Source organism: Arthrobacter sp. zg-Y877 (assembly GCF_030373105.1).
Lineage (GTDB): Bacteria > Actinomycetota > Actinomycetes > Actinomycetales > Micrococcaceae > Arthrobacter_B.
This window is the reverse complement of record NZ_JAUCPU010000007.1, coordinates 525,116-545,404: the sequence shown is the minus strand read 5'-3', so window position 1 is coordinate 545,404 and position 20,289 is coordinate 525,116. Positions and strand designations below refer to the sequence as shown.

Genomic DNA, 20,289 nt, shown 5'->3' with positions numbered 1-20,289 from the left:
TCCTTCGAAAGGCAGATACCTAAGCAATGGAACCGATCCGGGTCCTGCTCGCCGATGACCAGGCCCTGCTGCGGGCCGGCTTCGCCATGATGCTTTCCGTGGAGGAGGAAATCGAGGTGGTGGGCCAGGCCGCCAACGGCGCCGAAGCGGTGGAGTTCGCCGCCACCCACCCCGTGGACATCATCCTCATGGACGTGCAGATGCCGGTCCTCGACGGGATCCGGGCCACCGAGCAGGTGGTGGCGGCCGGCACCGCGAAGGTCATCATCCTCACCACCTTCGAACGCGACGACTACCTGTTCGACGCACTCCGTGCCGGCGCCAGCGGGTTCCTGCTCAAGAATTCCGACCCGGACGACCTGGTGGCTGCGGTCCACGCCGTCGCCGGCGGCCACGCCCTGCTGGCACCGGAGATGACGGTCCGCGTGATCGAGCGCTTCACCCGGCAGCTGCATGCCGAAACCGCCGGTGCCCGCCGCGATTCGGCCCTTCCGGGGGCCGGTTCCGGCGCTGCCGTGGGGATGCAGCCGCCGTCGGACGGAATGCACTCGGGCGGAATCCAGCCGGGCGGCACCCAACTGGGCGGCGCGCCGTCGTCGTCCGGTTCCGGCTCCGGTTCCGGGTCCACCGAGCAGCGGAAACTGCTGGCGTCGCTGACCTCCCGCGAACGCGAAGTCCTGGAACATGTGGCCGCAGGCAGGAGCAACGCCGAGATCGCCGCGGAAATGTTCGTCGCCGAAGCCACCGTCAAGACCCACGTGTCCAACCTGCTGGGCAAGATCCAGGTCCGGGACCGGGTGCAGGCCGTGGTGTTCGCCTACGAGTCCGCTCTCATCCTCCCGGGGGACAAGCCCGCGGCCGGCTGACCCGGCGGCTTCCATCCCGCGGCCGATCCCCTGCGGCGCTCTTCTGCCTAAGCTCGAAGCAGAAGTCCCCACTAGGCCCGGCCTTTCCGGGAAAGGAGCAGCGCATGCTGCAGGTCCGCAACCTCACCCGCCGCTTCGGCGACAAAACCGCCGTCGACGACGTCACGTTCGACATCCCCTCCGGCCGCATGACCGGCTTCGTCGGGGCCAACGGCGCCGGCAAGACCACCACCATGCGCATGATCATGGGCGTCCTGACCGCCACGTCCGGGGACGTACTGCTGGACGGCGCCCCGGTCACCGCTGCGCAGCGCGCACAGTTCGGGTACATGCCCGAAGAGCGCGGCCTCTACCCCAAGCAGCCCATCATCGACCAGCTGGTCTACCTCGGCCAGCTGCACCGGATGAGCCAGTCCTCGGCCCGCCGCGAGGCACTGGAACTGCTGGACCGGTTCAACCTGGCCGACCGCAGCAAGGACAAGCTCGAATCCCTCTCCCTGGGCAACCAGCAGCGGGTGCAGATCGCCGCGTCGCTGCTGCACCGGCCCACCGTCCTGATCCTGGACGAGCCGTTCTCCGGACTGGACCCGCTCGCCGTCGACTCCATGGTGGAGCTGCTGCGGGAGCGGACCTCCGCCGGCGTTCCGGTCCTTTTCTCCAGCCACCAGCTGGACCTGGTGGACCGGCTCTGCGACAACCTGGTGGTACTGCAGAGCGGCCGCCTGATGGCCGCCGGCACCGGCGACGAACTGCGCGCCACGGCACCCCGGCGGCACCGCATCACGGTCTCCCCCGACGCCGGCTGGCTGCGCGAGGAGCCCGGGCTCACCGTCGTCGACGTCGCCGGCCCGTCCGCGCTGGTGGAGTTCGACGACGACATCTCCGCCCAGCGCACCCTCGCCGCCGCCCTCTCCCGCGGCACGGTGCAGGAATTCTCCCCTCTCCGCCCGTCCCTGAGTGACATCTACCGTGAGGTGACAGCATGAGCACCGCAACCCGCACCCCCGTGGACAAGCCCGGACAGGCTCCGGAGACTCCGGACACCACCCCTGCCTGGGCGATCGTGACGCTGCGCGAAGTCACGGTCAAGATGCGTGACCGCACCTACCTGCTCTCCACGCTCGTGACCCTGCTGCTGATCGTGGGCAGCGTCCTCTTCAACGCCTACATGTCCTCACGCGGTTCGGACCATACGGTGGCTGTGGCAGATAGCGCCGCCACCGAAATCGTCGCCGCCGCCGACGCCGCCGGACAGGAAGACGATGGAAACACCAGCTTCGAAGCCAAGACGGCCGACTCCCCGGAAGCCGCCCTGCAGCTGGTCCGCGATGAAGAAGCCGACGCCGCACTGATCCAGGGGAAGGACGGAACCTGGACCCTGACCGGAAAGGACGAGATCAGCTCCGGGCTGCGCGGGCCGCTGTCCGAAGCCCTGACCAGCTACGTCATCAGTGAAAACGCGGCCGCTGCCGGCACCACGGCGGAGGAGCTGACCGCCGGCAGCGCGCTGGATGAAGCCCTGCTCGAAGGAGACGCAGACAAGGCCGTTATGGCCTCCATCGTCGGCTTCGCCTTCAGCTTCCTCTTCTACATGGCCACCATCATCTTCGGCATGGCGATTGCCACGTCGGTGCTGGAGGAGAAGCAGAACCGGGTGGTGGAAATCCTGGCGACCGCCATTCCCATCCGGCAGCTCCTCTACGGCAAGGTCATCGGCAACACCATCCTCGCCGTCGTGCAGCTGGCGCTCTACGGCGGCGCGGCCCTGCTGGCCCTGAACCTGACCGGGACCGCGGACATGGTCGGGTCCATCATCCCGGTCTCCGGCTGGTTCCTGGTCTTCTTCCTGATCGGGTTCCTGATCCTGGCCGCCGGTTGGGCGATGCTCGGGGCCATGGCCAGCCGGTCCGAGGACCTGAACAGCAGCTCCACCCCGGTGATGGCGGTCATCTTCGCAGCCCTGTTCGCCGGGATGTTCGCCAAGGGGCAGCTGCTGGTCATTGCCTCGTTCGTGCCCGTCATTTCCTCCGTGGCCATGCCCATCCGGATGCTTAACTCGGATGTGCCGCTGTGGCAGACCTTCGCGGCCCTGGCCATTGCGCTGGCCGCGGCCTACGCCCTGCTGGCCTTCGCCGCGAAGATCTACCGGCGGGCGGTACTGCAGAGCGGAGGCGCACTGACCCTGCGCAAGGCCATGAAGCTGGAGCAGTAGCCCTAGATCCCCTTCTGCATCAGGGCGGCCAGGGAGCGGAACCGTTCGTTCCGCTCCAGGCCGTCCAGCAGCACCGCTTCACCGTCGGGACCGCAGAGCGGAATCCGCCAGTTGGGATACTCATCGGCGGTCCCAGGCTGGTTCTGCGTCTTTTTCTCGCCGACCAGGTCGGCCAGGGCCACGCCCAGCAGCACCGACGGCGTCTGCAGGATGAACTTATGCAGCGCCTCCACGGTCTGCTGGATTTCTTCCCCATGCATCTGCCCGGCCACCTGCTTCGAGGCGGATTTCGGCAGCAGCCCGCGCTGCCGGAGCCCGTCCAGGACAGCTTCCTGGGCCTTGCTGTCCGCCGCACGTTCCTCTTCCACCGGCCGGTTCAGCAGGCCCAGGGACTCACGCAGGTTCACGTGTTCGCCGGCCAGGTAGCCGGCCGTCGGCGGAAGATCATGGGTGTTCACGCTCGTGAGCGCCCCCACCCGGTATTCCTCGGGAGCGCGGGGGCCGTCTTCGGTCTGCTCGAACCAGAGGATGGAGGTGCCCAGCACGCCCCGCTCCCCCAGGTACTCCTGGACCCACGGCTCGAACACGCCCAGGTCCTCGCCGATGACGACGGCGCCGGCCCGCTGCGCTTCCAGCGCCAGGATGCCGATCATCGCCTCGTGGTCGTAGTAGACATAGGCGCCTTCACCGGGCGACTCCGCGTTCTGCGGAATCCACCAGAGCCGGAACAGGCCCAGGATGTGGTCCACCCGGATGCCGCCTGCATGCCGGAGGATGGTGCGGATCATGTCCCGGTAGGCGGCGTAGCCGGACTCGGCCAGGCGTCCCGGGTGCCACGGCGGCTGGCTCCAGTCCTGGCCGCGCTGGTTGAACATGTCCGGCGGGGCACCCACGGAGATGCCCTCGGTCAGCACATCGCGGAGCATCCACGCGTCGGCGCCGCTGGGGTGCACTCCCACGGCAAGGTCATGGATCACGCCGATCCCCATGCCGGCCTTCTTCGCCGACCGCTGCACGGCCTCGAGCTGTTCGTCGCAGATCCACTGCAGCCACTTGAAGAACTCGATCCGTTCCTGCAGGCGGGGCAGCTGGCGGACGACATAGTCGCTGTCCGGGCTGGAAGCCTCGGCCCATTCGGGGGCACCGGGCGCCAGGTCCTCGGCGAGGGCGCACCAGAGCGCAAAGTTGTCCAGGCCCTGGCCGGCGTCGGCCTTGAAGGCATCAAACTGCTTCTGCCGGCTGGGGCTGCGCTCCACCTGGTACACGTCCTGCAGCACTGACAGCTTGGCCCCGTAGCTGGCGTCGCGGTCCAGTTCCCCGGCGGAGGTGTTGGCCGGGTAGAGGGAACGGGCCGCTTCCTCCGCGGCTTCCCGCCCGCCGTCGGTCAGGTAGGCGTACTCCGGGACGGCTTCCACCCGGATGTACAGCGGGTTGAAGAACCGCCGGGTGGTGGGCAGGTACGGGGACGGTTCGATGGGCGGCACGGGTTCCGCGGCGTGCAGCGGGTTGATCAGGACGAACCCGGCGTCGTACTCCGTGCCGGCGACGGCGGCGAGGTCCGCCAGGTCGGTCAGGTCCCCGATCCCCCAGGACCGGGAGGAGCGGACCGAGTACAGCTGGGCTTGAACACCCCAGGTGCGGCGGGCTTCGAGGGCGTCCGCGGTGTCGAGCCGGTCCGGGGTGACCACCAGGACGGCGCTGCCGGAAATGTCACCGCTGCGCACCTGAAGCCGGTGCCAGCCCAGGTCCAGGTCCTGAGGCAGCTGGACCAGGGTGCGGGCCAGCAGTGTGCCGTCGATGTCCCGTTCCTCGTCGGACTGCTTCGGCCAGTCGAGTTCCTGCTCGGAGCCGTCCTCCAGCTGCAGGGTGAGCTGCGCGGAGCTGCCGGCGGGCAGGTGCACCGGCACGCTGCCGGGCTTGCCCTGGCGGACGACGGCGGTGGGCGGCAACGGCCGTTTCCAGGCGGCCGCCCTGGACTCGGCCAGGGACCGTTCCAGGTCCTCCTCCGAGCCGGTCGCCATACCCATCGCGGAAAGAACACTGCGCAGCGTGGCGTCGGAGACCTGCTGCTCGGAACCGTCCCATCCCGTGAAGGTGGTGGCTACCTTGTGAAAGTCGGCAAGCTGGCGGAGCAGATCCGGCGTGGAGGGGGCTGTTGGCTTTTCACTCATAAAACCAATCTATGGCCCGCAGGCCGCCGCCCGCATCTTCAGCCCCGGACCCCGGACCCCGGACCCCGCCAGGCCCGGCCTGGCCGGGCCCGGCCGGGCGGTGCTCCTAGGGACGTTCCTGCGTCAGGCGCCAGGTGTCCTGGAAATCCGGATGGTCCTCATGCACGGAGGCAAGGGCGGAGAGGGCCAGCCGCGTCCATTCCAGTTCCTCACGGAACTGGGGGTCGTCGTCGGGATCCACCACCATGCGCGAAAGGGCATGGCGGCGGGCACCTCCGATGATCTCGATGAGCATCAGCTTCGTTTCGCATTCCTTCAGCAGCCGCTCTTCGTACCAGCGGTCGGAAAGTGAAACATCGGAGGAGGAGAGTAGTTTGCGGGCCTCGGAGATGTCTTCCTGGAAACGCGTGACCAGGAAATCGACGATATCCATGGCCGAATCCTACCTGCCGCCATGCCTGCCGGTCAGGGGTCCATGCGTGAACGGGAATATTTACCGGCGATGCCGTGGTTAGTGTAAGTATCAACTAATTCAGGAGATGCATTTTGTCGGTAACCAGCGACCACTCCCCCGTCACATCTGCGCGCGCCCGGCGCGTTCGCAGCATCCGTTCACTCCACCGTGGAGACACCGTTGAAGCCCGCAGCGGCGGCACCACCTATTTCCGTGGCGAGATCCAGGACACCGCGCCGGGTCTGGCCACGGTCTGGATCCGCGATGAGTCCACCGGCCTGCGGAGCGCGGCCAGCATGGACGATTTCAGCATCTGGAAAGTCTAGACACCCCGCCGCCAACCTGCTTCAGCGGTCGATGAGGGCCCCGGCGCTGATGTTCAGCGTGGCCGCGGTCATGCTCGCAGCGCGGTCTGAGGCCGCGAACGCTGCCGCGTAGCCCACATCCTCCAGGGTGGCGGCGTGGCCCAGCATGGTGGATTTAGTGATGGCGTCGGCGATCTCGCCGGCGCCTTCCATGTTTTCCGGCAGGGTTTCCGGGATTCCGCCCGAGCGCAGGGTCAGCACCCGGATGCCGTAGCACCCCAGTTCACTGGCAAGCTGGCGGCGCATGGCTTCCATCGCTTCAAAGGCGGTCAGCAGCCCGCCCAGGTACAGTCCCGGCACCGGATCGCCGGAGCCGCCAAAGACCAGGATCACTCCGGAACGCTGGCGCATCATCTGCCGTGCGGCGGCCTGCGAGGTCAGGAAAAACGTCTGGACCGCCGTGGCGACCGGCCGCAGGTAGTCGGCCAGGGGCATCTCCACCATCGGTGTTCCCTGCACGTCACCGTGCTGGATGACATTCAGGGAGATGTCCAGGCTTCCTGCAGCCGCAACCACGTCATCGGCGTGTTCGCGCACTGCCTGCTCATTCGTGGCGTCCAGCAGTGCCGTGTCCACTGTTCCGCCGGCATGGCGGATCTTCGCCGCCACGGCTTCGAGCGGCTCCGGCGTCCGGCCGGCGAGGAATACGCGTGCCCCTTCCCGGGAGAAGGCCTCCGCCACGGCGCCGCCGATCCCTCCGCCGCCGCCGTAGATCACCGCGTTCTTACCGTTGAGCATTCCCTGCAGCATGGCGTCCTCCCGGTTGGCTTGACCGGCCCCATCATGGACCGCGCCACGCGCAGAGGCAATGCCCGGTGAACGCCTAGATCAGCGCGTCCGAGAGGAAGTTCGGCGTTCCGAACCGGTGCGCGGTGATGCTCACGGCCTGCTCGTGCAGGAACGGCAGCAGCTCCAGGCGGCCCGACTCGGTCACGGGCTGGGCGTAGACCGCAATGTCCGGGGTGCCTCCGGTGGCTTCGGCCAGTGCCTGCACAGACCCGCCAATCAGCCGGATACGTCCGGACGTGAGCGAGGCAGCGGAGGCCAGCCATGCGGCGTCGTCCTCCACCCGGAACTCAAGTCCAAGTTCGGTCAGTACCGCCCGAACCCCGGCGGGGAGGTCGACGGCGGTGGAGATGGTGACTGCCGATCCTGCGGTCAGTGCCGCGGCAAGGACTCTGACCAGCAGGGCTGCGGGCTGTCCCTCCGACAGCCGGACGGTGACGGGAACGGGCACGTACCGGAAGACGTTGCGTTCGGCGGAGAGGCCGGACACGTCCTTGGCGGTGCCGAATTCGCTGTTCCAGGCGCGGATGTCGCTGTTCGCTGCGCGGCGGAGGAAGGCGCCGTCGTCGGCGGTGAACACCGCACCGGCCGATTCGGCGGCAGCGACAAGGCGTGCTGCCGGCGCGGCGGCGGGAAGCTCGGTGGCGGGAGCGGAGGTGCCGTTGACGGCTTCCCAGTTGCCCAGCCCGATCAGGTAGTTCGGGCCGCCGGCCTTGGTGCCGGCACCGACGGCGGACTTCTTCCAGCCGCCGAAGGGCTGGCGGCGGACGATGGCGCCGGTGATGCCGCGGTTCACGTACAGGTTGCCGGCCTGTATGCGGTTCAGCCAGACGTCCATTTCCGCGGGCTCGAGGGAATGCAGCCCGGCGGTCAGGCCGTAGTCAATGTCATTGGCGATATCGATGGCCTCTTCGAGGGTCGCGGCCGTCATGACGCCGAGGATCGGGCCGAAGTACTCGGTGAGGTGGTATTCGGAGCCGCGGCGGACACCGGTGCGGATGCCCGGGCTCCACAACCGGCCGCTCTCGTCGAGCTGTTCAGGCTGCAGCAGCCAGGTTTCACCCTCGCCGAGTTCGGTGAGGCCCCGAAGCAGCTTGCCCGCGGCGGGTTCGATGACCGGACCCATCTGCGTAGTGGGATCCTCCGGGTAGCCGACCTTCAGTGACTGGACGGCGTCCACCAGCTGGTTCCGGAAGCGCGGCGACTTCGCCACGGAGCCCACCAGGATCACGAGCGACGCGGCGGAGCACTTCTGCCCGGCATGCCCGAAGGCGGACGCGGCGACGTCGCGGGCGGCGAGGTCGAAGTCCGCGCTCGGGGTGACGATCACAGTGTTTTTGCCCGAGGTTTCGGCCAGCAGCGGCAGGTCGGGGCGGAAGGAGCGGAACAGTTCGGCGGTCTCGTAGCCTCCGGTCAGGATCACGCGGTCCACGGCCGGGTAGGAGATCAGCTGGCGGCCGAGTTCCGTTTCACCCAGCTGCACGAGCTGCAGGACGTCACGCGGAACGCCCGCTTCCCAGAGGGCTTCCACCATGACGGCGCCGCTGCGGGCGGACTGGCGGGCGGGCTTGATGACGACGGCGGACCCGGCGGCCAGGGCGGCGAGGGTCGAACCGGCCGGGATGGCAACCGGGAAGTTCCACGGCGGGGTGACCACGGTCAGGCGGGACGGCGCGAAACGTGCGCCCTCCACGGTGTCGAGTTCGCGGGCGAGCTCGGCGTAGTAATGCGCGAAGTCGATGGCCTCGGACACCTCGGGGTCCGACTGGTCCAGGGTCTTGCCGGTTTCAGCGGCCATAACCTCCATCAGCTCGGCCCGGCGGGCCTCCAGCACTTCGCCGGCGCGGTGCAGAACCTCGGCACGGTCGGCGCCGCTGAGCGCACCCCACGCCTTGCCCTTGGTCACGGCGGTGGTGATGACGGCGTCGAGCTCTGCTTCGGTTTCGACGGCGGCAGCTGCCACTGCGTCCTTGCCCAGCTTCGATCCGGGGACGCGGGACAGGATGGCCCGGCCCCAGGCCTGGTTGGCGGGCAGCGACGGGTCGCTGTCCGGGGTGTTGTCGAAGCTGTCCGTGGCGGCGGCGACGGGCAGGTTCCGGTCCTGCACGCGGTGCGGGGCGGGCACGGCGGTGTCCAGGTTTTCCAGCGAGGCCAGGAAACGCAGCTTCTCGCGCTCAAAGAGTGCCTCGTTTTCGGCCAGTTCGAAGACGGCGGACATGAAGTTCTCTGAGCTGGCGCCCTCCTCGAGGCGGCGGATCAGGTAGGCGATGGCGACGTCGAACTCCGCCGGGTGCACCACCGGGGTGTAGAGCAGCAGGCTGCCGACGTCGCGGCGCACCACCTCGGCCTGGCCGGCGGCCATCCCCAGCAGCATTTCGAATTCGATGCCGTCCCGCACTCCGCGTTCCCCGGCCAGCAGCCAGGCGAACGCGACGTCAAACAGGTTGTGCCCGGCGACGCCGATCCGCACATTCTGAATGCGGTCCGGGTGCAGGGCATAGTTGATGACGCGCTTGTAGTTGGTGTCGCTGTCCGCCTTGGTATGCCAGGTGGCCAGCGGCCAGCCGTGCAGCGAGGCTTCGACCTGTTCCATCGGCAGGTTGGCGCCCTTGACCACGCGGACCTTGATGGCGGCACCGCCGTCGGCGCGGCGCTTGGCAGCAAATTCCTGCAGCCGCATCATGGCCGAGAGTGCGTCCGGGAGGTAGGCCTGGAGCACGATCCCGGCTTCCAGGTCCTGGAACTCGGGCTGCGAGAGGATGCCCGTGAAGACCGCCATGGTCATCTCCAGGTCCTTGTATTCCTCCATGTCCAGGTTGATGAACTTCTTCACCGGGGACTGCGCGGCGCGGCGGAAGAGCGGGGTCAGGGATTCAATGACGTGCTGGACGGCTTCGTCAAAGGCCCACGGGGAGTGCGGGGCGACGGTGGAGGAGACCTTGATGGAGACGTAGTCGACGTCGTCGCGGGCCAGGAGGGCATGGGTGCCTTCCAGCCGGCGGGCTGCCTCGTGCTGGCCAAGGACCGCCTCGCCAAGGAGATTCATGTTTAGCCGGATGTTGTCCTTGCGGATGCCGGCGATGGCCTTGCCCAGCTTGGCGTCGGTGGCGTCCACAATCAGGTGCCCGACCATTTCGCGCAGCACCTTCCGGGCTGCCGGAATGACGATCTGCGGAACCACCGGGCCGAGGATGCCGCCGGCACGCACGGCGGCGCGCATGTACCAGGGCAGGAAGCCGGGTACGCGGGGAGCCAGGGCTGCGAGGTTGCGGGCGGCGACGCGGAGATCTTCGGGACGGACGACGCCGTCGACAAAGCCCACGGTGAACCCGAGGCCGTCCGGGTCCTTCAGGACTCCGGCCAGCTGGGCGGCGGAGGCATCCACGGGGACAGCAGCTGCTTCGGTCAGCCAGCGCCGGACGAGGGCGACGGACTGCTCCGCCAGCTCGGCGCTGGGAACGGCGTCGGCGGTGGCGCGGTCTTCAAAGATATCGGTCATGATGTGGTGCTCTTTTCACAAGTGGCTGTCCCCGGAGTACTGACCCAGTCTGCGCTTGATGTTCAATTAGATAAAGCGATCTTTTCCGACCGGTACAGATTGGTTTTCCTTAACGATTCGAAGGGCTCCCTGCATGCTCGATATCCGTCGCCTGCGGCTGCTGCGCGAACTCAAAATCCGGGGCACGCTGGCCTCCGTCGCTGCGGCCCTCAACTTCAGCCCGTCCTCGGTGTCGCAGCAGCTGGCCCTGCTCGAGAAGGAGGTGGGAGTGCCCCTGCTGCGCAAGACCGGACGCCGGGTCACCCTCACTCCGCAGGCCGAGATCCTGGTGGATCATGCGGCGGGAATCCTGGACGCCCTGGAACGGGCCGAAGCGGATCTGGCCGAGTCCCTGACGACCGTGACGGGCACGGTCCGGCTGGCCGTTTTCCAGTCCGCAGCGCTGGCCCTGCTGCCGGACGCCCTGACGATCCTGGGCCGGGACTACCCCGAGGTGCGGATTGAAATGATCCAGCGTGAACCCGAAACGGCGCTGTATGAAACCTGGGCCCGGGATTTCGATCTGGTGATTGCCGAGCAGTACCCCGGCCACGCCGCTCCCCGGCATCCCGGGCTGGACCGGGTGCAGCTCACCACGGACGCCATCCATCTGGCTGTGCCTTCCGGCGGGCAGGGCGGGGACATCCGTTCCATCGAGGACACCGCCGCCCGTGCCTGGGTGATGGAACCCCGCGGTGCGGCGTCACGGCACTGGGCCGAGCAGGCATGCCGGCAGGCAGGGTTCGAACCGGATGTCCGGTACGAAACGGCCGACCTGCAGGCGCAGATCCGGCTGATCGAGTCAGGCAACGCCGTCGGCCTGATGCCGGAACTGGTGTGGACCGGACGGGTTCCCACGGTCCGGCTCCTGGACCTCCCCGGCAGGCCGCGGCGGACCATCTTCACGTCGGTGCGGGAGGCAGGAGCGCAGCGGCCGGCCATTCTCGCGTGCCGGGAGGTGCTGGAGCGTACGGCGCGGCTGGTGTCGTAGGGCTGGTTTCCTGGTTCCCTGCCAGCGGCCTCCCGGGGTGGGATTCTGCTGCCAGTTCGGGATCCTGCTGCCAGTTCGGGGTTCTGCTGCCGGCGGTCCGCGATCCTGCTGCCGGTTCGGGATCCTGCTGCCAGTTCGGGGTTCTGCTGCCAGTTCGGGGTTCTGCTGCCAGTTAGGGAAATTCCTCCACTGCAGCGTGGCAGGGATTTCCCAAACCGGCAGCGTTTTCCCATATCGGAGGGTTTACTGCGGTTCCTCAGCTCCGGGGTTTACTCCGGACCAGGTGGCAGCGCCCCCCGAGTTGGGGAAGACGGTTGTCTTCATGGTGCGGTCCCCGGCCACCCCGGCCGGAACGTAGTACGCCGACAGGTCAGGAACGTTGGGGTCGTAAGGCGCATAAAGTCCCGGTGCGAGCGCAACCACCAGCCCGTCAACAAGCTTCCCGTCGAACCATGCGCCCACCCGGTAATCCACGGAGGCGGCATTGACGATCAGGGGGTAGCCCGGGAACGTTGCGCTGGCCTCGTCCGCTGTTGAGGAGGCCGGAGCAGCGGGTGCCGTCCCGGCGTCGGCCGCGGTCTCGTAGGGCGCGCACTGGATCAGGAGTTCCGAAACAGCGTCTCGCCAGGCAAAGATATCGAAGCCCGGGAAGGGACCGGGGCCCTCGGCCAGCGGTATGGCGCCGTCCATCGAGGCTGACAGGTCCTTGAGCAGGATGCCCATGCCCTCCGGGGCGCTGGCGGCGATATCTTGGACTTCCGCGTTAACGGTGCGGGCACTGTCGGCGGAGCCCTGGACGCTGAACGTTGTGTCGTTGTCTTTCACAAAGTAGATGGCTTGGTAGAGGGGCCCATTACCGCCGGTCCCGAGGAGCTTGAGACACGTTCCCTCCGCCGAGTCCAGCGCCACCGTTTCGGCGGTTGCGGAAGGCTTCGCGGTTGCGGCAGCGGGAGCTGAATCGTCCGGCTCCGCTGCTTCTGCGCTGCAGCCGGTGACGAACAGCAGGGCCAGGGCCGGTACGGCAGCAGTTTTGCGCATGGTTCCCCCAGGAATCGTAGACAGTGGCCCCACCCTAGCGCCTAAACCGGAGCGGCCGGGGTTTTGGTGCCGGGGCTCTTGCGTCAGGGCCGGGGCTCCGGCAGACGCTGCTTGGCCTCAGCTGACCCGGTACGGCGCACAGCTTGTCTCGAGTTCCGCAACGGTGGTCCTCCAGGTATCGGCGTTGAAGGTCCAAGGAGAACCGGGGTTTTCTGCAATCTTTATGGTGTTCTCCATCGGTGAGGACAGCTCCTCCAGCAGCGGCTCCATCTCCGGAGAGGCATCCTGAGCCACCCCCTGGATTTCCTCATGCAGTGCGCGGGCAGTCTCCACGGTTCCCTCGAAACCGCTAGTTCCACCACCGATTTTTACCAGGGAGGCTGCTTCGCGGAGGGGTCCGTTGCCCTCGGTCCCGAGGAGTTTGCGGCAGGTTTCCTCGTCCGAGTCCTGCGCCACCGTCTCGGCGGATGCGGAAGGCTTCCCTGTTGCGGTGCCAGTGGCAGACGACGCGCCGGACTCCCCTGCTTCGGCGGCGCAGCCGGTGACAATCAGCACGACAAGCGCCGGAATGGCGGCAGTTTTTCTCATGGTTCCCCCAGGAATCTTGGACAGTGGCCTCACCCTAGCGCCTAAATCGGCCCGCCGGCGGTATTCGGGAGCCAACGCTCGGGTGTACAGCTGACGGGCCCATTCCCGCCCTGGCCTTGTTCGAAGTACAGCTAACGGGCTCATCGCCGTCCCGGGGTTGTTCGAAGTACAGCTAACGGGCTTATGACCGACGGATAAGCCCGTTACCTGTACTAGCAATGGTCCGCCCACCGTCGAGTGTGCAGTAGATGCTGCCTGGGACCCATCCAGACAGCATCTACTGCACACTGAAGGCCGACGAACACACCCCACGGCCGGCCAAGGGCCAGGACCCCGGGCTAAGTCGGCCGCCGCGCGCACGAGGTCCCACGCATTGGTGCTGTTGTTGCGCGAGTGGTCCCGCCAGCACCCATATGCCCCAAAGGCTGGGACCCTGTGCTGGCCCTTCGGTGCTGCGCTCGCCGGGCTGGACTGGACTGATCTACTGAGCAGCACATGGGGTTATGGGCATCCATCCCAAAACCCCGTTATGTGCTCAGTAGATTCGGCCAGGGCCGGATTAGCCCCGTTATGTGCTCAGTAGATTCGCAAAACTCCCTTATCTGCTCACTAGATTCAGCCCCAGCCCGGAAACCCGTACAAACAAGCCGCACAGCAGAACGGCGGGCACCGGAAACCCGGGACCCGCCGTCGTGCCTAGTGCGTCGTGCGCGTTGAAGAGTTAGGACCCGGACCCCGACCCCGACCCCGAGGATCCGGACCCGGACCCCGAAGACCCCGAACCGCCCGACTTCTTCCCGTGGGAGGAGGAGTCGTTGACGTCCGTGTCGATCTGCTCCTTGCGGACCTCCTCGGAGACGCTCTCGGTGCCGGTCACCGTTTCGGTATCCAGGCGGACGCGTTCCACCGGCTCGGTGTGCTTGGACACCACTGCTTCTTCGGCGTGCAGCGTCACCTCGTGCTCGTCCTCAGTGAGCTCGGAGCCGGACAGTGCGTCCCCCGCATTGGCGTCCGTGATGGGTTCACGCTCGATCCGCACCTCTTCGTGACTGACCGGAACCTGCTTGGTGACGGTCTCCGTCACGATGTATTTGCGCAGCCGGGCCTTGCCCACCGCACGGCTCTCGGTGCCCACGTTCAGGCGCTCCTCGGACCGGGTCATGGCGTCGTCCCCGCTGGATCCCGAACCCGACGATGAGGAAAGGTTGGACGTGCCCGAGCTGCTGGACGTGCCGGCGGTCCGCGAATCCGACACCGTGCCGCTGCTCAGGTCGCTGTCCCGCGTCTCGGTAATCGTGTCGGTTTCCGAAATGGACTCCGAAGAACCGTCGTCGTAGCTGAAGCCGTAATACCGGTACAGCGTGACTTCCTCTTCCGGGCTGATCGATCCGTCGCTTTCGATATGCGGCGCGTTCCGAACCTCTTCCTTGGAGTAAGGCACCATGACGTCGGCGCCGTCAACGCTCGCCTCACTGAGGGGGATAAAGGTTTCCGACGTGCCGAAGAGGCCGGTGTTCACAGTGACCCATGCCGGTTCGTCGGTCTGGTCATCCAGGTAGAAGGTGCCTACGGAACCAATTGTGTCGCCGTTCGGCCCCACCACGTTGCCCGAACCACTCATGAGTCCTTCGACCTGCTGATTCGTGATCATCTTGTTCTCCTCGCGACAGCGAATCCGCCGGATCGGTTGACCGGCGGCGATTCACCACAGGCCCGGTTCGGAGACAGACGACGAGGCGGTCGGTTACCCGCCTACGGCTCCGGGGCCGGCTGGTTGACTGGTGAGGAACCTGGCATACATACCAAGTCCACTTATCATTCCAGCCCCCCACCGGGAGACCCGTCAATAGGTACTTGCAGCGAGGAGGTGAACTACGCGTCCTGCAGCAGGGTGTCCCGCACCTGGCGGCGCAGGACCTTGCCCAGCATGGACTTGGGCAGTTCCTCAATGGCGACAATCCGGCGCGGCACCTTGTAGGGCGTCAGGCGTTCCCGGCAGTAGGCGCGCAGCGCGGCCTCATCGAGTTCGGCACCTTCCTGGAGTACGACGGCGGCCACCACCTGCTCGCCGCCGTCGGCCCTCGGCAGGCCCACCACGGCGGCGTCGAGAATGTGCTGGTGCGTGCGCAGCACGTCCTCCACCTCGGACGGGGAAACGTTGAACCCACCGGTAATGATCAGTTCCTTGCGGCGGTCCACCACCTTCACGAAGCCGTCCTCATCCACAGTGACAATGTCGCCGGTACGCAGCCAGCCGCCGTCGAGCAGCACCTCGGCGGTACCCTCGGGATTGTTCCAGTACCCGGCAAAGACCTGCGGTCCGCGGACCAGCAGTTCACCGGCGGCGCCGGACTCGACGTCGTTCTCCGGGCTCTCCGGATCCACGACGCGCATCTCGGTGCTCGGGAACGGAACGCCGATGGTGCCGTTGCGGCGCGTCTCGGCGAACGGGTTGCCCAGGGCCACCGGGGAGGATTCGGTCAGGCCGTAGCCTTCCACCAGGAGGCCGCCGGAGACCTCTTCCCACAGCTTCACGGTCGCGGCCGGCAGGGTCATGGCCCCGGAAATGGCGTACCGGATGGTGGACAGGTCCACGCCCCGCTTGATGGACTCGTGCGCGGTCTTTTCGTAGATCGGCGGAACGGCGCAGAAGACGGTGGGCTTCGACTTCTTGGCGGCGGCCAGCACCAGGTCCACGTCGAACTTGGGGAACAGCACCAGCCGCGACCCGGTGAGCACCGAGAAGGTCAGGTACAGGGTGAGGCCGAAGGCATGGAACATCGGCAGGACGCCGTAAATGACTTCCTTACCCTCCTGCGCCCCGTGCATCCAGGCCTTGCCCTGCAGGGCGTTGGACCGCAGGTTGTAATGCGTCAGCATCACGCCTTTGGGCAGCCCGGTGGTGCCGGAGGTGTACTGCAGCGCCGCCAGGTCGGTGACCGCCGGGCGCGGGTGCTCCGGCGCCAGGGGTGCGTTGTCCAGCAGCTCTTCCCAGGACATGGTGTGTTCGGTCTTGGTGGTCAGGCCCTCGCGGGTGCGCCGCAGGGAGGGAACCGGAAGGGCCAGCGCCATCCGCTTAACCCGGGGCATCGCCTTGACGATGTTCACGGCCACGATGGTTTCCACGGCCACGTCGCCCGGGAAGTCCTGGACCTTCGCCACGGCCTTGTCCCAGACAATGGCGACCTTGGCGCCGTGGTTCTCGAACTGGTGGCGCAGCTCCCGCTCGGTGTAAAGCGGGTTGTGGCCGACGACGACGGCCCCCAGCCGGAGCACGGCGTAGAACGCGATGAGGTACTGCGGGCAGTTGGGCAGGATGACAGCCACCCGGTGGCCCTTGCGGACGCCGAGTTTGCGCAGGCCTTCAGCAGCCCGGTTGATCCGGTCGCCCAGGTCCTTGTAGGTGGTTTCGGCGCCGAAGAATTCCAGTGCCACCTTGCTGCCGAACCGCTCCACGGCGTCTTCCATCATGGAGGTGAGGGATTCGGTGGGCAGCTCAATCTGCGCGGGAACGCCGGGCTGGTAGTTCTTGACCCAATGCGGTTCCAGGGCAGCGGACATGGAGGTCTCCTTCGGGTTGGGCTTTACAGCACGACTATATCGACGCGGCAGCCCTGTGGATAAAAAAGTTGTGCCGCACCACGCTATCCCACGGGTGCTGTCAGGGAGGCGAGATACCGGGCGAGCGCGCGGGGCGCGGACCGCGGCGCCACGGCTTCGACGGCGGCGTTGTAGTTGGTGTTGGTGTTGACGTCGTACGTAAGCAGGCGCCCGTCGGCGGCTTCGATGAATTCAATACCGCACACCTCCAGGCCGGTGCGGCGGGCAAACTCCAGGTACTTGCCGATCACGGGATGGTCGAAGTCCCCGCGCAGGCTGAACAGCTGGGTGTCGGCATCCGGGGCAATGGTGGCACCCGGCGGCACGATGGGTTTGCCGGTGGACGGGTCGATGGCGCAGGCGTCGGCCGGGCAGAGCTGGAAGCCGCCGCGGGCCGTGTCCGCCTTGATGGCGTAGATGAATTCCCCGCCCACGATTTCCGCCCGGGTGATGAAGGGTTCCGCTGCCTGGATGTACTCCTGGATGAGGGTGATGCCGTCCGCCGGCTCCTCGAACTCCGCCGATGCCACGTAGTCCGCCAGTTCACCGTGCGAGTCGAACTTGCGGACCCCCAGCCCCTTGCCGCCCTGGTTGTGCTTGGTGATGAACGGCGCCTCGAAGCCCTTCGCTGCGGCCAGGATCTGGTGGCGCCCGACGGCGGCCACGGTGCGCGGGGTGTCGATGCCGGCGGCCCGCAGCGCGGTCAGCTGGTCGACCTTGCTCATTTCCAGTTCCAGCACCCGGCGGCCGTTGACCGTGCGCCGGCCGTGCGCTTCGAGCCAGGACAGCACCGCGCGGGCGTAGTCCTTGGACAGGCCGTGGTCCCGGGTATGCGAGGAAGCGCTGATCCGGGACCAGAAAATCCCCTCCGGCGGCACCGAATCCAGGTCCAGGACGCCGTCGGTCAGCAGCCATTCCTCCACATGCACACCTTCGGCTTCGAAGGCGCGGGCAAAGGGCGGGAACCACTCGGGGTTCTCGTGAAGGGCATAGACCGTGGGAGTGCCGGTGCTCATGGGGCTCACTTTCGCCGGTGTCGTCGTCGGACCCGGGATGGGCCGGCGGTGCACAGCAACCCTAGGCCCGACGGCGGGGCGCCGCCAGCTTCCGTGACGCCCGACGTCGGCCGCTCCCCTGCAGCGCCCCGCCCCACCAGCGCGCCCAGGCCTACCGCCCCCGGCCCGCCAGCCGGGCGACCAGTGCCTGCGGGGCCCGGCTGCCCACGGCCGCGAGGAACCGGTACCGCTTGGTCGGTATGGAGATGCCCTTGCCCGCGAAGGCATCCGCCAGGGCTTCGCGCACCACGCGGTCCGCGTTGAGCCACATCCACTTGGGGTACAGGCTCTTGTCCATTTCCATCCGGGCATGGAAGTCCGTGTGCACAAAGCCCGGGCAGACCGCGGTGACGGTGACGCCGCGGCCCTTGTAGTAGAGGTTGGCCCAGCGGCTGAAGCTGATCACCCAGGCCTTTGCCGCACTGTAGGTTCCCCGCGGGATGAAGCCGGCCACGGAGGCGACATTGATGATCCGTCCGCCGCCGCGGGACAGCATGGCGTTCAGTGCGGTGTGGCTCAGCTGCAGCGGCGCCCCCACCAACACGTTCAGGTGGTCCACCTCCGCCTGCAGCCCGTTGCGGGCAAAATCATTCTTCAGCCCGTATCCGGCATTGTTCACCAGGAGTCCGACGTCGGGCCGCTGCACCCGGCGGGCGACGGCGGCAACTCCCTCCGAGGTCGCAAGATCGGCCGCGATCCACTCGGTCTTGACGGAGTAGTCCCGCGCCAGCTCCCCTGCGGTGGATTCCAGCCGCTCGGTGTTCCGCCCGGTGAGGACCAGGTCGTAGCCCCGCTGCGCTAACTGGCGGGCAAACTCGGCGCCAATGCCGGAGGTGGCCCCTGTGATTACTGCTGTCTGAGTCATACCGCCACTTTTCTATGCCGCGCCGGGTTTGGCAACGCGGGCGGTTGCGCTGCCTCTTGCCGGTACCCGCAGCGGACCCTAGCTTGGGAAGAACACGCTGTATTCCCCCACCCGATCCGGTCATTCCCATGTTTTCCGCCTCTGTTCCGTCCCCCGGCTGGCAGGACCGTAACGACGCCGGACGCGCGCTCGCCGCCCGGCTGGCCGGCTACGCGGGCGCCCCGGGACTGGTGGTCCTGGGCCTTCCCCGCGGCGGGGTTCCGGTGGCCGCGGAGGTGGCCCGCGCCCTGGCCGCACCGCTGGATGTGGTGGTGGTGCGCAAGATCGGCTATCCGGAACAGCCTGAGCTCGCTGCCGGGGCGGTGGCGGGCATTGCGGGAACGGTCTGCGTGGTCCGCAACGAGGATGTGCTCCGGTACTGGCGCAGCCGCCGTTCCGATGCCGAGGCCCGGTTCGCGGCCGCGGCCGAGGACCAGCTCGCCGAAGTCCGGCGCCGGGAGGAGCTCTTCCGGCCGGACGCACCGTCGCGGAGCCTTACCGGTAGCACTGTCCTCCTGGTCGATGACGGACTGGCCACCGGCGCCACCATGCGCGCGGCGCTGGGCGCCGTCCGAAAACTGGCTCCCGCCCGCCTGGCCGCTGCCGCACCTGTGGCGTGCGGCAATGCGGCGGACCTCCTGGCCCCGCCGGCGGACGACGTCGTTGTCCTCTGGCCGGACAGCGGGCTGGAGGCCGTGGGGCTGGCCTACCGCCGCTTCGGCCAGGTTTCCGACGCCCAGGTCCGCGGACTGCTGGGACTGTAAGCCGGCCGCGCCCAGAGGCTCATGCCAGCCGTAGCGATCCGGTCCGGGCCACGCCCGATCCGCGGCCGGTCCCTAGAGAAGCCGGGTGCCTGCGGCCGATACTGGAAGGACCGGCGCTCCGCCGGGGCCGATGGGGGAATCTCCTTGGAGGTCTTGAGCATGTCCGCATCAGGCAGCACTTTCCATCAAGAGGGCGGGTTCGCGCTGGACGCCCTGAACCTGGCCAAGTCCGCCGTCCGCGGCATCCGCCTCGGTCTGGGTATCACCGGACTGGTCTCCGTGGTCCTGGGGCTGCTGATCCTGTTCTGGCCGGGAGCCACGCTCGAGGTCCTCGCCGTCCTCTTCGGCCTGTATTTCGTTATCGCCGGCGCTGTCCGCATCCTCCTCGGCGTCTTCACCGGGCTGGGCGCAGGATTGAAAATCCTGAATATCCTGGTGGGGCTGGCCCTGCTGGTGGTGGGGGTTATTGCTGTCCGCAACCCCATGGAAACCCTCACGGCCCTGGGACTGGTGATCGGGATCGCCTGGATTGTGGAGGGTGTGATGGCCCTGGCCGAGTCCGACCGCGGCGGGTCCCGCTGGTTCGCGATTGTCCTGGCCGTCCTGAGCATCCTCGCGGGCATCGTCGTGCTGTTTATCCCGCTCGAATCCCTCGCGGTCCTGGTGATTTACGGCGGCATTTTCCTGGTGGTCCTGGGCGCCATCCAGATTGTCCGCGCATTTGCCTTTGGACGCGGCATGCCCCGGACCGCCTAGTCTTCCGTTCTTCCCCGCCCGACGGCGGACCCCCGACGGCCCCGGCCCGACGGCGGACCCCCTCCGACCGCGGCCCTCCCCGGATAGCGCTCAACGGGATACCGCGTCCAGAAACCTCCCAGCCGACGTCCAGCCTGCGTTAACGCAGCGCTAACCTGCAGGCGCTCCCGGACGAAACATCCCGCCCGCACCCTTAAAGCA

The 20,289-nt window shown here is 67.4% G+C and carries 17 protein-coding genes; 7 read left to right on the top strand and 10 right to left on the bottom strand.

From position 1 onward, the window contains the following. The first annotated feature begins 26 nt into the window (after window positions 1-26). The 3 genes from QNO03_RS13440 to QNO03_RS13430 all read left to right on the top strand — a co-directional run bounded on the left by QNO03_RS13440 (window position 27) and on the right by QNO03_RS13430 (window position 3,078). Window positions 27-866: a response regulator transcription factor gene (locus QNO03_RS13440; RefSeq protein WP_289603651.1), complete on the top strand. Its 840-nt coding sequence runs from the start codon at window positions 27-29 to the stop codon at window positions 864-866. Between the two features lie 104 nt (window positions 867-970). Continuing rightward, window positions 971-1,852 carry an ABC transporter ATP-binding protein gene (locus QNO03_RS13435; RefSeq protein WP_289603650.1) on the top strand — a complete coding sequence of 294 codons (882 nt, stop codon included), beginning with the start codon at window positions 971-973 and terminating at the stop codon, window positions 1,850-1,852. Beyond that, on the top strand, window positions 1,849-3,078 hold the full coding sequence (locus QNO03_RS13430) for an ABC transporter permease (RefSeq protein ID WP_289603649.1): 1,230 nt from the start codon (window positions 1,849-1,851) through the stop codon (window positions 3,076-3,078). The genes QNO03_RS13435 and QNO03_RS13430 overlap by 4 nt, the downstream gene beginning before the upstream one ends. A 2-nt stretch (window positions 3,079-3,080) precedes the next feature. On the opposite strand, the gene malQ is transcribed toward QNO03_RS13430, so the two are convergent. After that, window positions 3,081-5,249 (bottom strand): 4-alpha-glucanotransferase, encoded by a 2,169-nt coding sequence (malQ, locus tag QNO03_RS13425; RefSeq protein WP_289603648.1) that lies wholly within the window; start codon window positions 5,247-5,249, stop codon window positions 3,081-3,083. A 106-nt stretch (window positions 5,250-5,355) separates the two neighbouring features. Then, window positions 5,356-5,682: a DUF6221 family protein gene (locus QNO03_RS13420; protein ID WP_229946551.1), complete on the bottom strand. Its 327-nt coding sequence runs from the start codon at window positions 5,680-5,682 to the stop codon at window positions 5,356-5,358. A gap of 113 nt (window positions 5,683-5,795) precedes the next feature. On the opposite strand from QNO03_RS13420, the gene QNO03_RS13415 reads away from it, so the two are divergent. Then, window positions 5,796-6,029, top strand: a complete 234-nt coding sequence (locus QNO03_RS13415; RefSeq protein WP_229946548.1) for a hypothetical protein — start codon at window positions 5,796-5,798, stop codon at window positions 6,027-6,029. A 21-nt stretch (window positions 6,030-6,050) separates the two neighbouring features. Here QNO03_RS13415 and QNO03_RS13410 read toward each other — a convergent pair whose 3' ends face one another. Then, window positions 6,051-6,818, bottom strand: a complete 768-nt coding sequence (locus QNO03_RS13410; RefSeq protein WP_289603647.1) for an SDR family NAD(P)-dependent oxidoreductase — start codon at window positions 6,816-6,818, stop codon at window positions 6,051-6,053. A 73-nt stretch (window positions 6,819-6,891) separates the two neighbouring features. After that, on the bottom strand, window positions 6,892-10,353 hold the full coding sequence (locus tag QNO03_RS13405) for a bifunctional proline dehydrogenase/L-glutamate gamma-semialdehyde dehydrogenase (RefSeq protein WP_289603646.1): 3,462 nt from the start codon (window positions 10,351-10,353) through the stop codon (window positions 6,892-6,894). 133 nt (window positions 10,354-10,486) lie between these two features. On the opposite strand from QNO03_RS13405, the gene QNO03_RS13400 reads away from it, so the two are divergent. Then, window positions 10,487-11,383: a LysR family transcriptional regulator gene (locus QNO03_RS13400; protein ID WP_289603645.1), complete on the top strand. Its 897-nt coding sequence runs from the start codon at window positions 10,487-10,489 to the stop codon at window positions 11,381-11,383. 243 nt (window positions 11,384-11,626) lie between these two features. Here the strand turns inward: QNO03_RS13400 and QNO03_RS13395 are convergent, their stop codons facing one another. The 6 genes from QNO03_RS13395 to QNO03_RS13370 form a co-directional block, all read right to left on the bottom strand. Beyond that, a complete protein-coding gene (locus QNO03_RS13395; RefSeq protein WP_289603644.1) occupies window positions 11,627-12,421 on the bottom strand; it encodes a hypothetical protein in 795 nt (264 codons plus the stop codon). 117 nt (window positions 12,422-12,538) lie between these two features. Then, window positions 12,539-13,009 carry a hypothetical protein gene (locus tag QNO03_RS13390; protein ID WP_289603643.1) on the bottom strand — a complete coding sequence of 157 codons (471 nt, stop codon included), beginning with the start codon at window positions 13,007-13,009 and terminating at the stop codon, window positions 12,539-12,541. Between the two features lie 721 nt (window positions 13,010-13,730). Beyond that, on the bottom strand, window positions 13,731-14,660 hold the full coding sequence (locus QNO03_RS13385; protein ID WP_289603642.1) for a YsnF/AvaK domain-containing protein: 930 nt from the start codon (window positions 14,658-14,660) through the stop codon (window positions 13,731-13,733). Window positions 14,661-14,881: 221 nt separating this feature from the next. After that, window positions 14,882-16,570 carry a long-chain-fatty-acid--CoA ligase gene (locus QNO03_RS13380; protein ID WP_289603641.1) on the bottom strand — a complete coding sequence of 563 codons (1,689 nt, stop codon included), beginning with the start codon at window positions 16,568-16,570 and terminating at the stop codon, window positions 14,882-14,884. An 83-nt stretch (window positions 16,571-16,653) separates the two neighbouring features. Further along, a complete protein-coding gene (locus QNO03_RS13375) occupies window positions 16,654-17,625 on the bottom strand; it encodes an ATP-grasp domain-containing protein (protein ID WP_289603640.1) in 972 nt (323 codons plus the stop codon). 151 nt (window positions 17,626-17,776) lie between these two features. Then, a complete protein-coding gene (locus QNO03_RS13370) occupies window positions 17,777-18,529 on the bottom strand; it encodes an SDR family NAD(P)-dependent oxidoreductase (RefSeq protein WP_289603639.1) in 753 nt (250 codons plus the stop codon). A gap of 128 nt (window positions 18,530-18,657) precedes the next feature. Between QNO03_RS13370 and QNO03_RS13365 the strand changes: the two genes are divergently transcribed. Both QNO03_RS13365 and QNO03_RS13360 read left to right on the top strand, forming a co-directional pair. Further along, window positions 18,658-19,332, top strand: a complete 675-nt coding sequence (locus QNO03_RS13365; protein ID WP_289603638.1) for a phosphoribosyltransferase family protein — start codon at window positions 18,658-18,660, stop codon at window positions 19,330-19,332. Window positions 19,333-19,491: 159 nt separating this feature from the next. Continuing rightward, window positions 19,492-20,088 carry an HdeD family acid-resistance protein gene (locus QNO03_RS13360; protein ID WP_229946518.1) on the top strand — a complete coding sequence of 199 codons (597 nt, stop codon included), beginning with the start codon at window positions 19,492-19,494 and terminating at the stop codon, window positions 20,086-20,088. The last annotated feature ends 201 nt before the right edge of the window (window positions 20,089-20,289 follow it).

Bases quoted from the DNA above. Each gene is read 5' to 3' on its own strand.
- QNO03_RS13440 (WP_289603651.1), top strand. From the start codon at position 27: ATGGAACCGATCCGGGTCCTGCTCGCCGATGACCAGGCCCTGCTGCGG.
- QNO03_RS13435 (WP_289603650.1), top strand. From the start codon at position 971: ATGCTGCAGGTCCGCAACCTCACCCGCCGCTTCGGCGACAAAACCGCC.
- QNO03_RS13430 (WP_289603649.1), top strand. From the start codon at position 1,849: ATGAGCACCGCAACCCGCACCCCCGTGGACAAGCCCGGACAGGCTCCG.
- malQ (WP_289603648.1), bottom strand. From the start codon at position 5,249: ATGAGTGAAAAGCCAACAGCCCCCTCCACGCCGGATCTGCTCCGCCAG.
- QNO03_RS13420 (WP_229946551.1), bottom strand. From the start codon at position 5,682: ATGGATATCGTCGATTTCCTGGTCACGCGTTTCCAGGAAGACATCTCC.
- QNO03_RS13410 (WP_289603647.1), bottom strand. From the start codon at position 6,818: ATGCTGCAGGGAATGCTCAACGGTAAGAACGCGGTGATCTACGGCGGC.
- QNO03_RS13405 (WP_289603646.1), bottom strand. From the start codon at position 10,353: ATGACCGATATCTTTGAAGACCGCGCCACCGCCGACGCCGTTCCCAGC.
- QNO03_RS13400 (WP_289603645.1), top strand. From the start codon at position 10,487: ATGCTCGATATCCGTCGCCTGCGGCTGCTGCGCGAACTCAAAATCCGG.
- QNO03_RS13395 (WP_289603644.1), bottom strand. From the start codon at position 12,421: ATGCGCAAAACTGCTGCCGTACCGGCCCTGGCCCTGCTGTTCGTCACC.
- QNO03_RS13390 (WP_289603643.1), bottom strand. From the start codon at position 13,009: ATGAGAAAAACTGCCGCCATTCCGGCGCTTGTCGTGCTGATTGTCACC.
- QNO03_RS13385 (WP_289603642.1), bottom strand. From the start codon at position 14,660: ATGATCACGAATCAGCAGGTCGAAGGACTCATGAGTGGTTCGGGCAAC.
- QNO03_RS13380 (WP_289603641.1), bottom strand. From the start codon at position 16,570: ATGTCCGCTGCCCTGGAACCGCATTGGGTCAAGAACTACCAGCCCGGC.
- QNO03_RS13375 (WP_289603640.1), bottom strand. From the start codon at position 17,625: ATGAGCACCGGCACTCCCACGGTCTATGCCCTTCACGAGAACCCCGAG.
- QNO03_RS13370 (WP_289603639.1), bottom strand. From the start codon at position 18,529: ATGACTCAGACAGCAGTAATCACAGGGGCCACCTCCGGCATTGGCGCC.
- QNO03_RS13365 (WP_289603638.1), top strand. From the start codon at position 18,658: ATGTTTTCCGCCTCTGTTCCGTCCCCCGGCTGGCAGGACCGTAACGAC.
- QNO03_RS13360 (WP_229946518.1), top strand. From the start codon at position 19,492: ATGTCCGCATCAGGCAGCACTTTCCATCAAGAGGGCGGGTTCGCGCTG.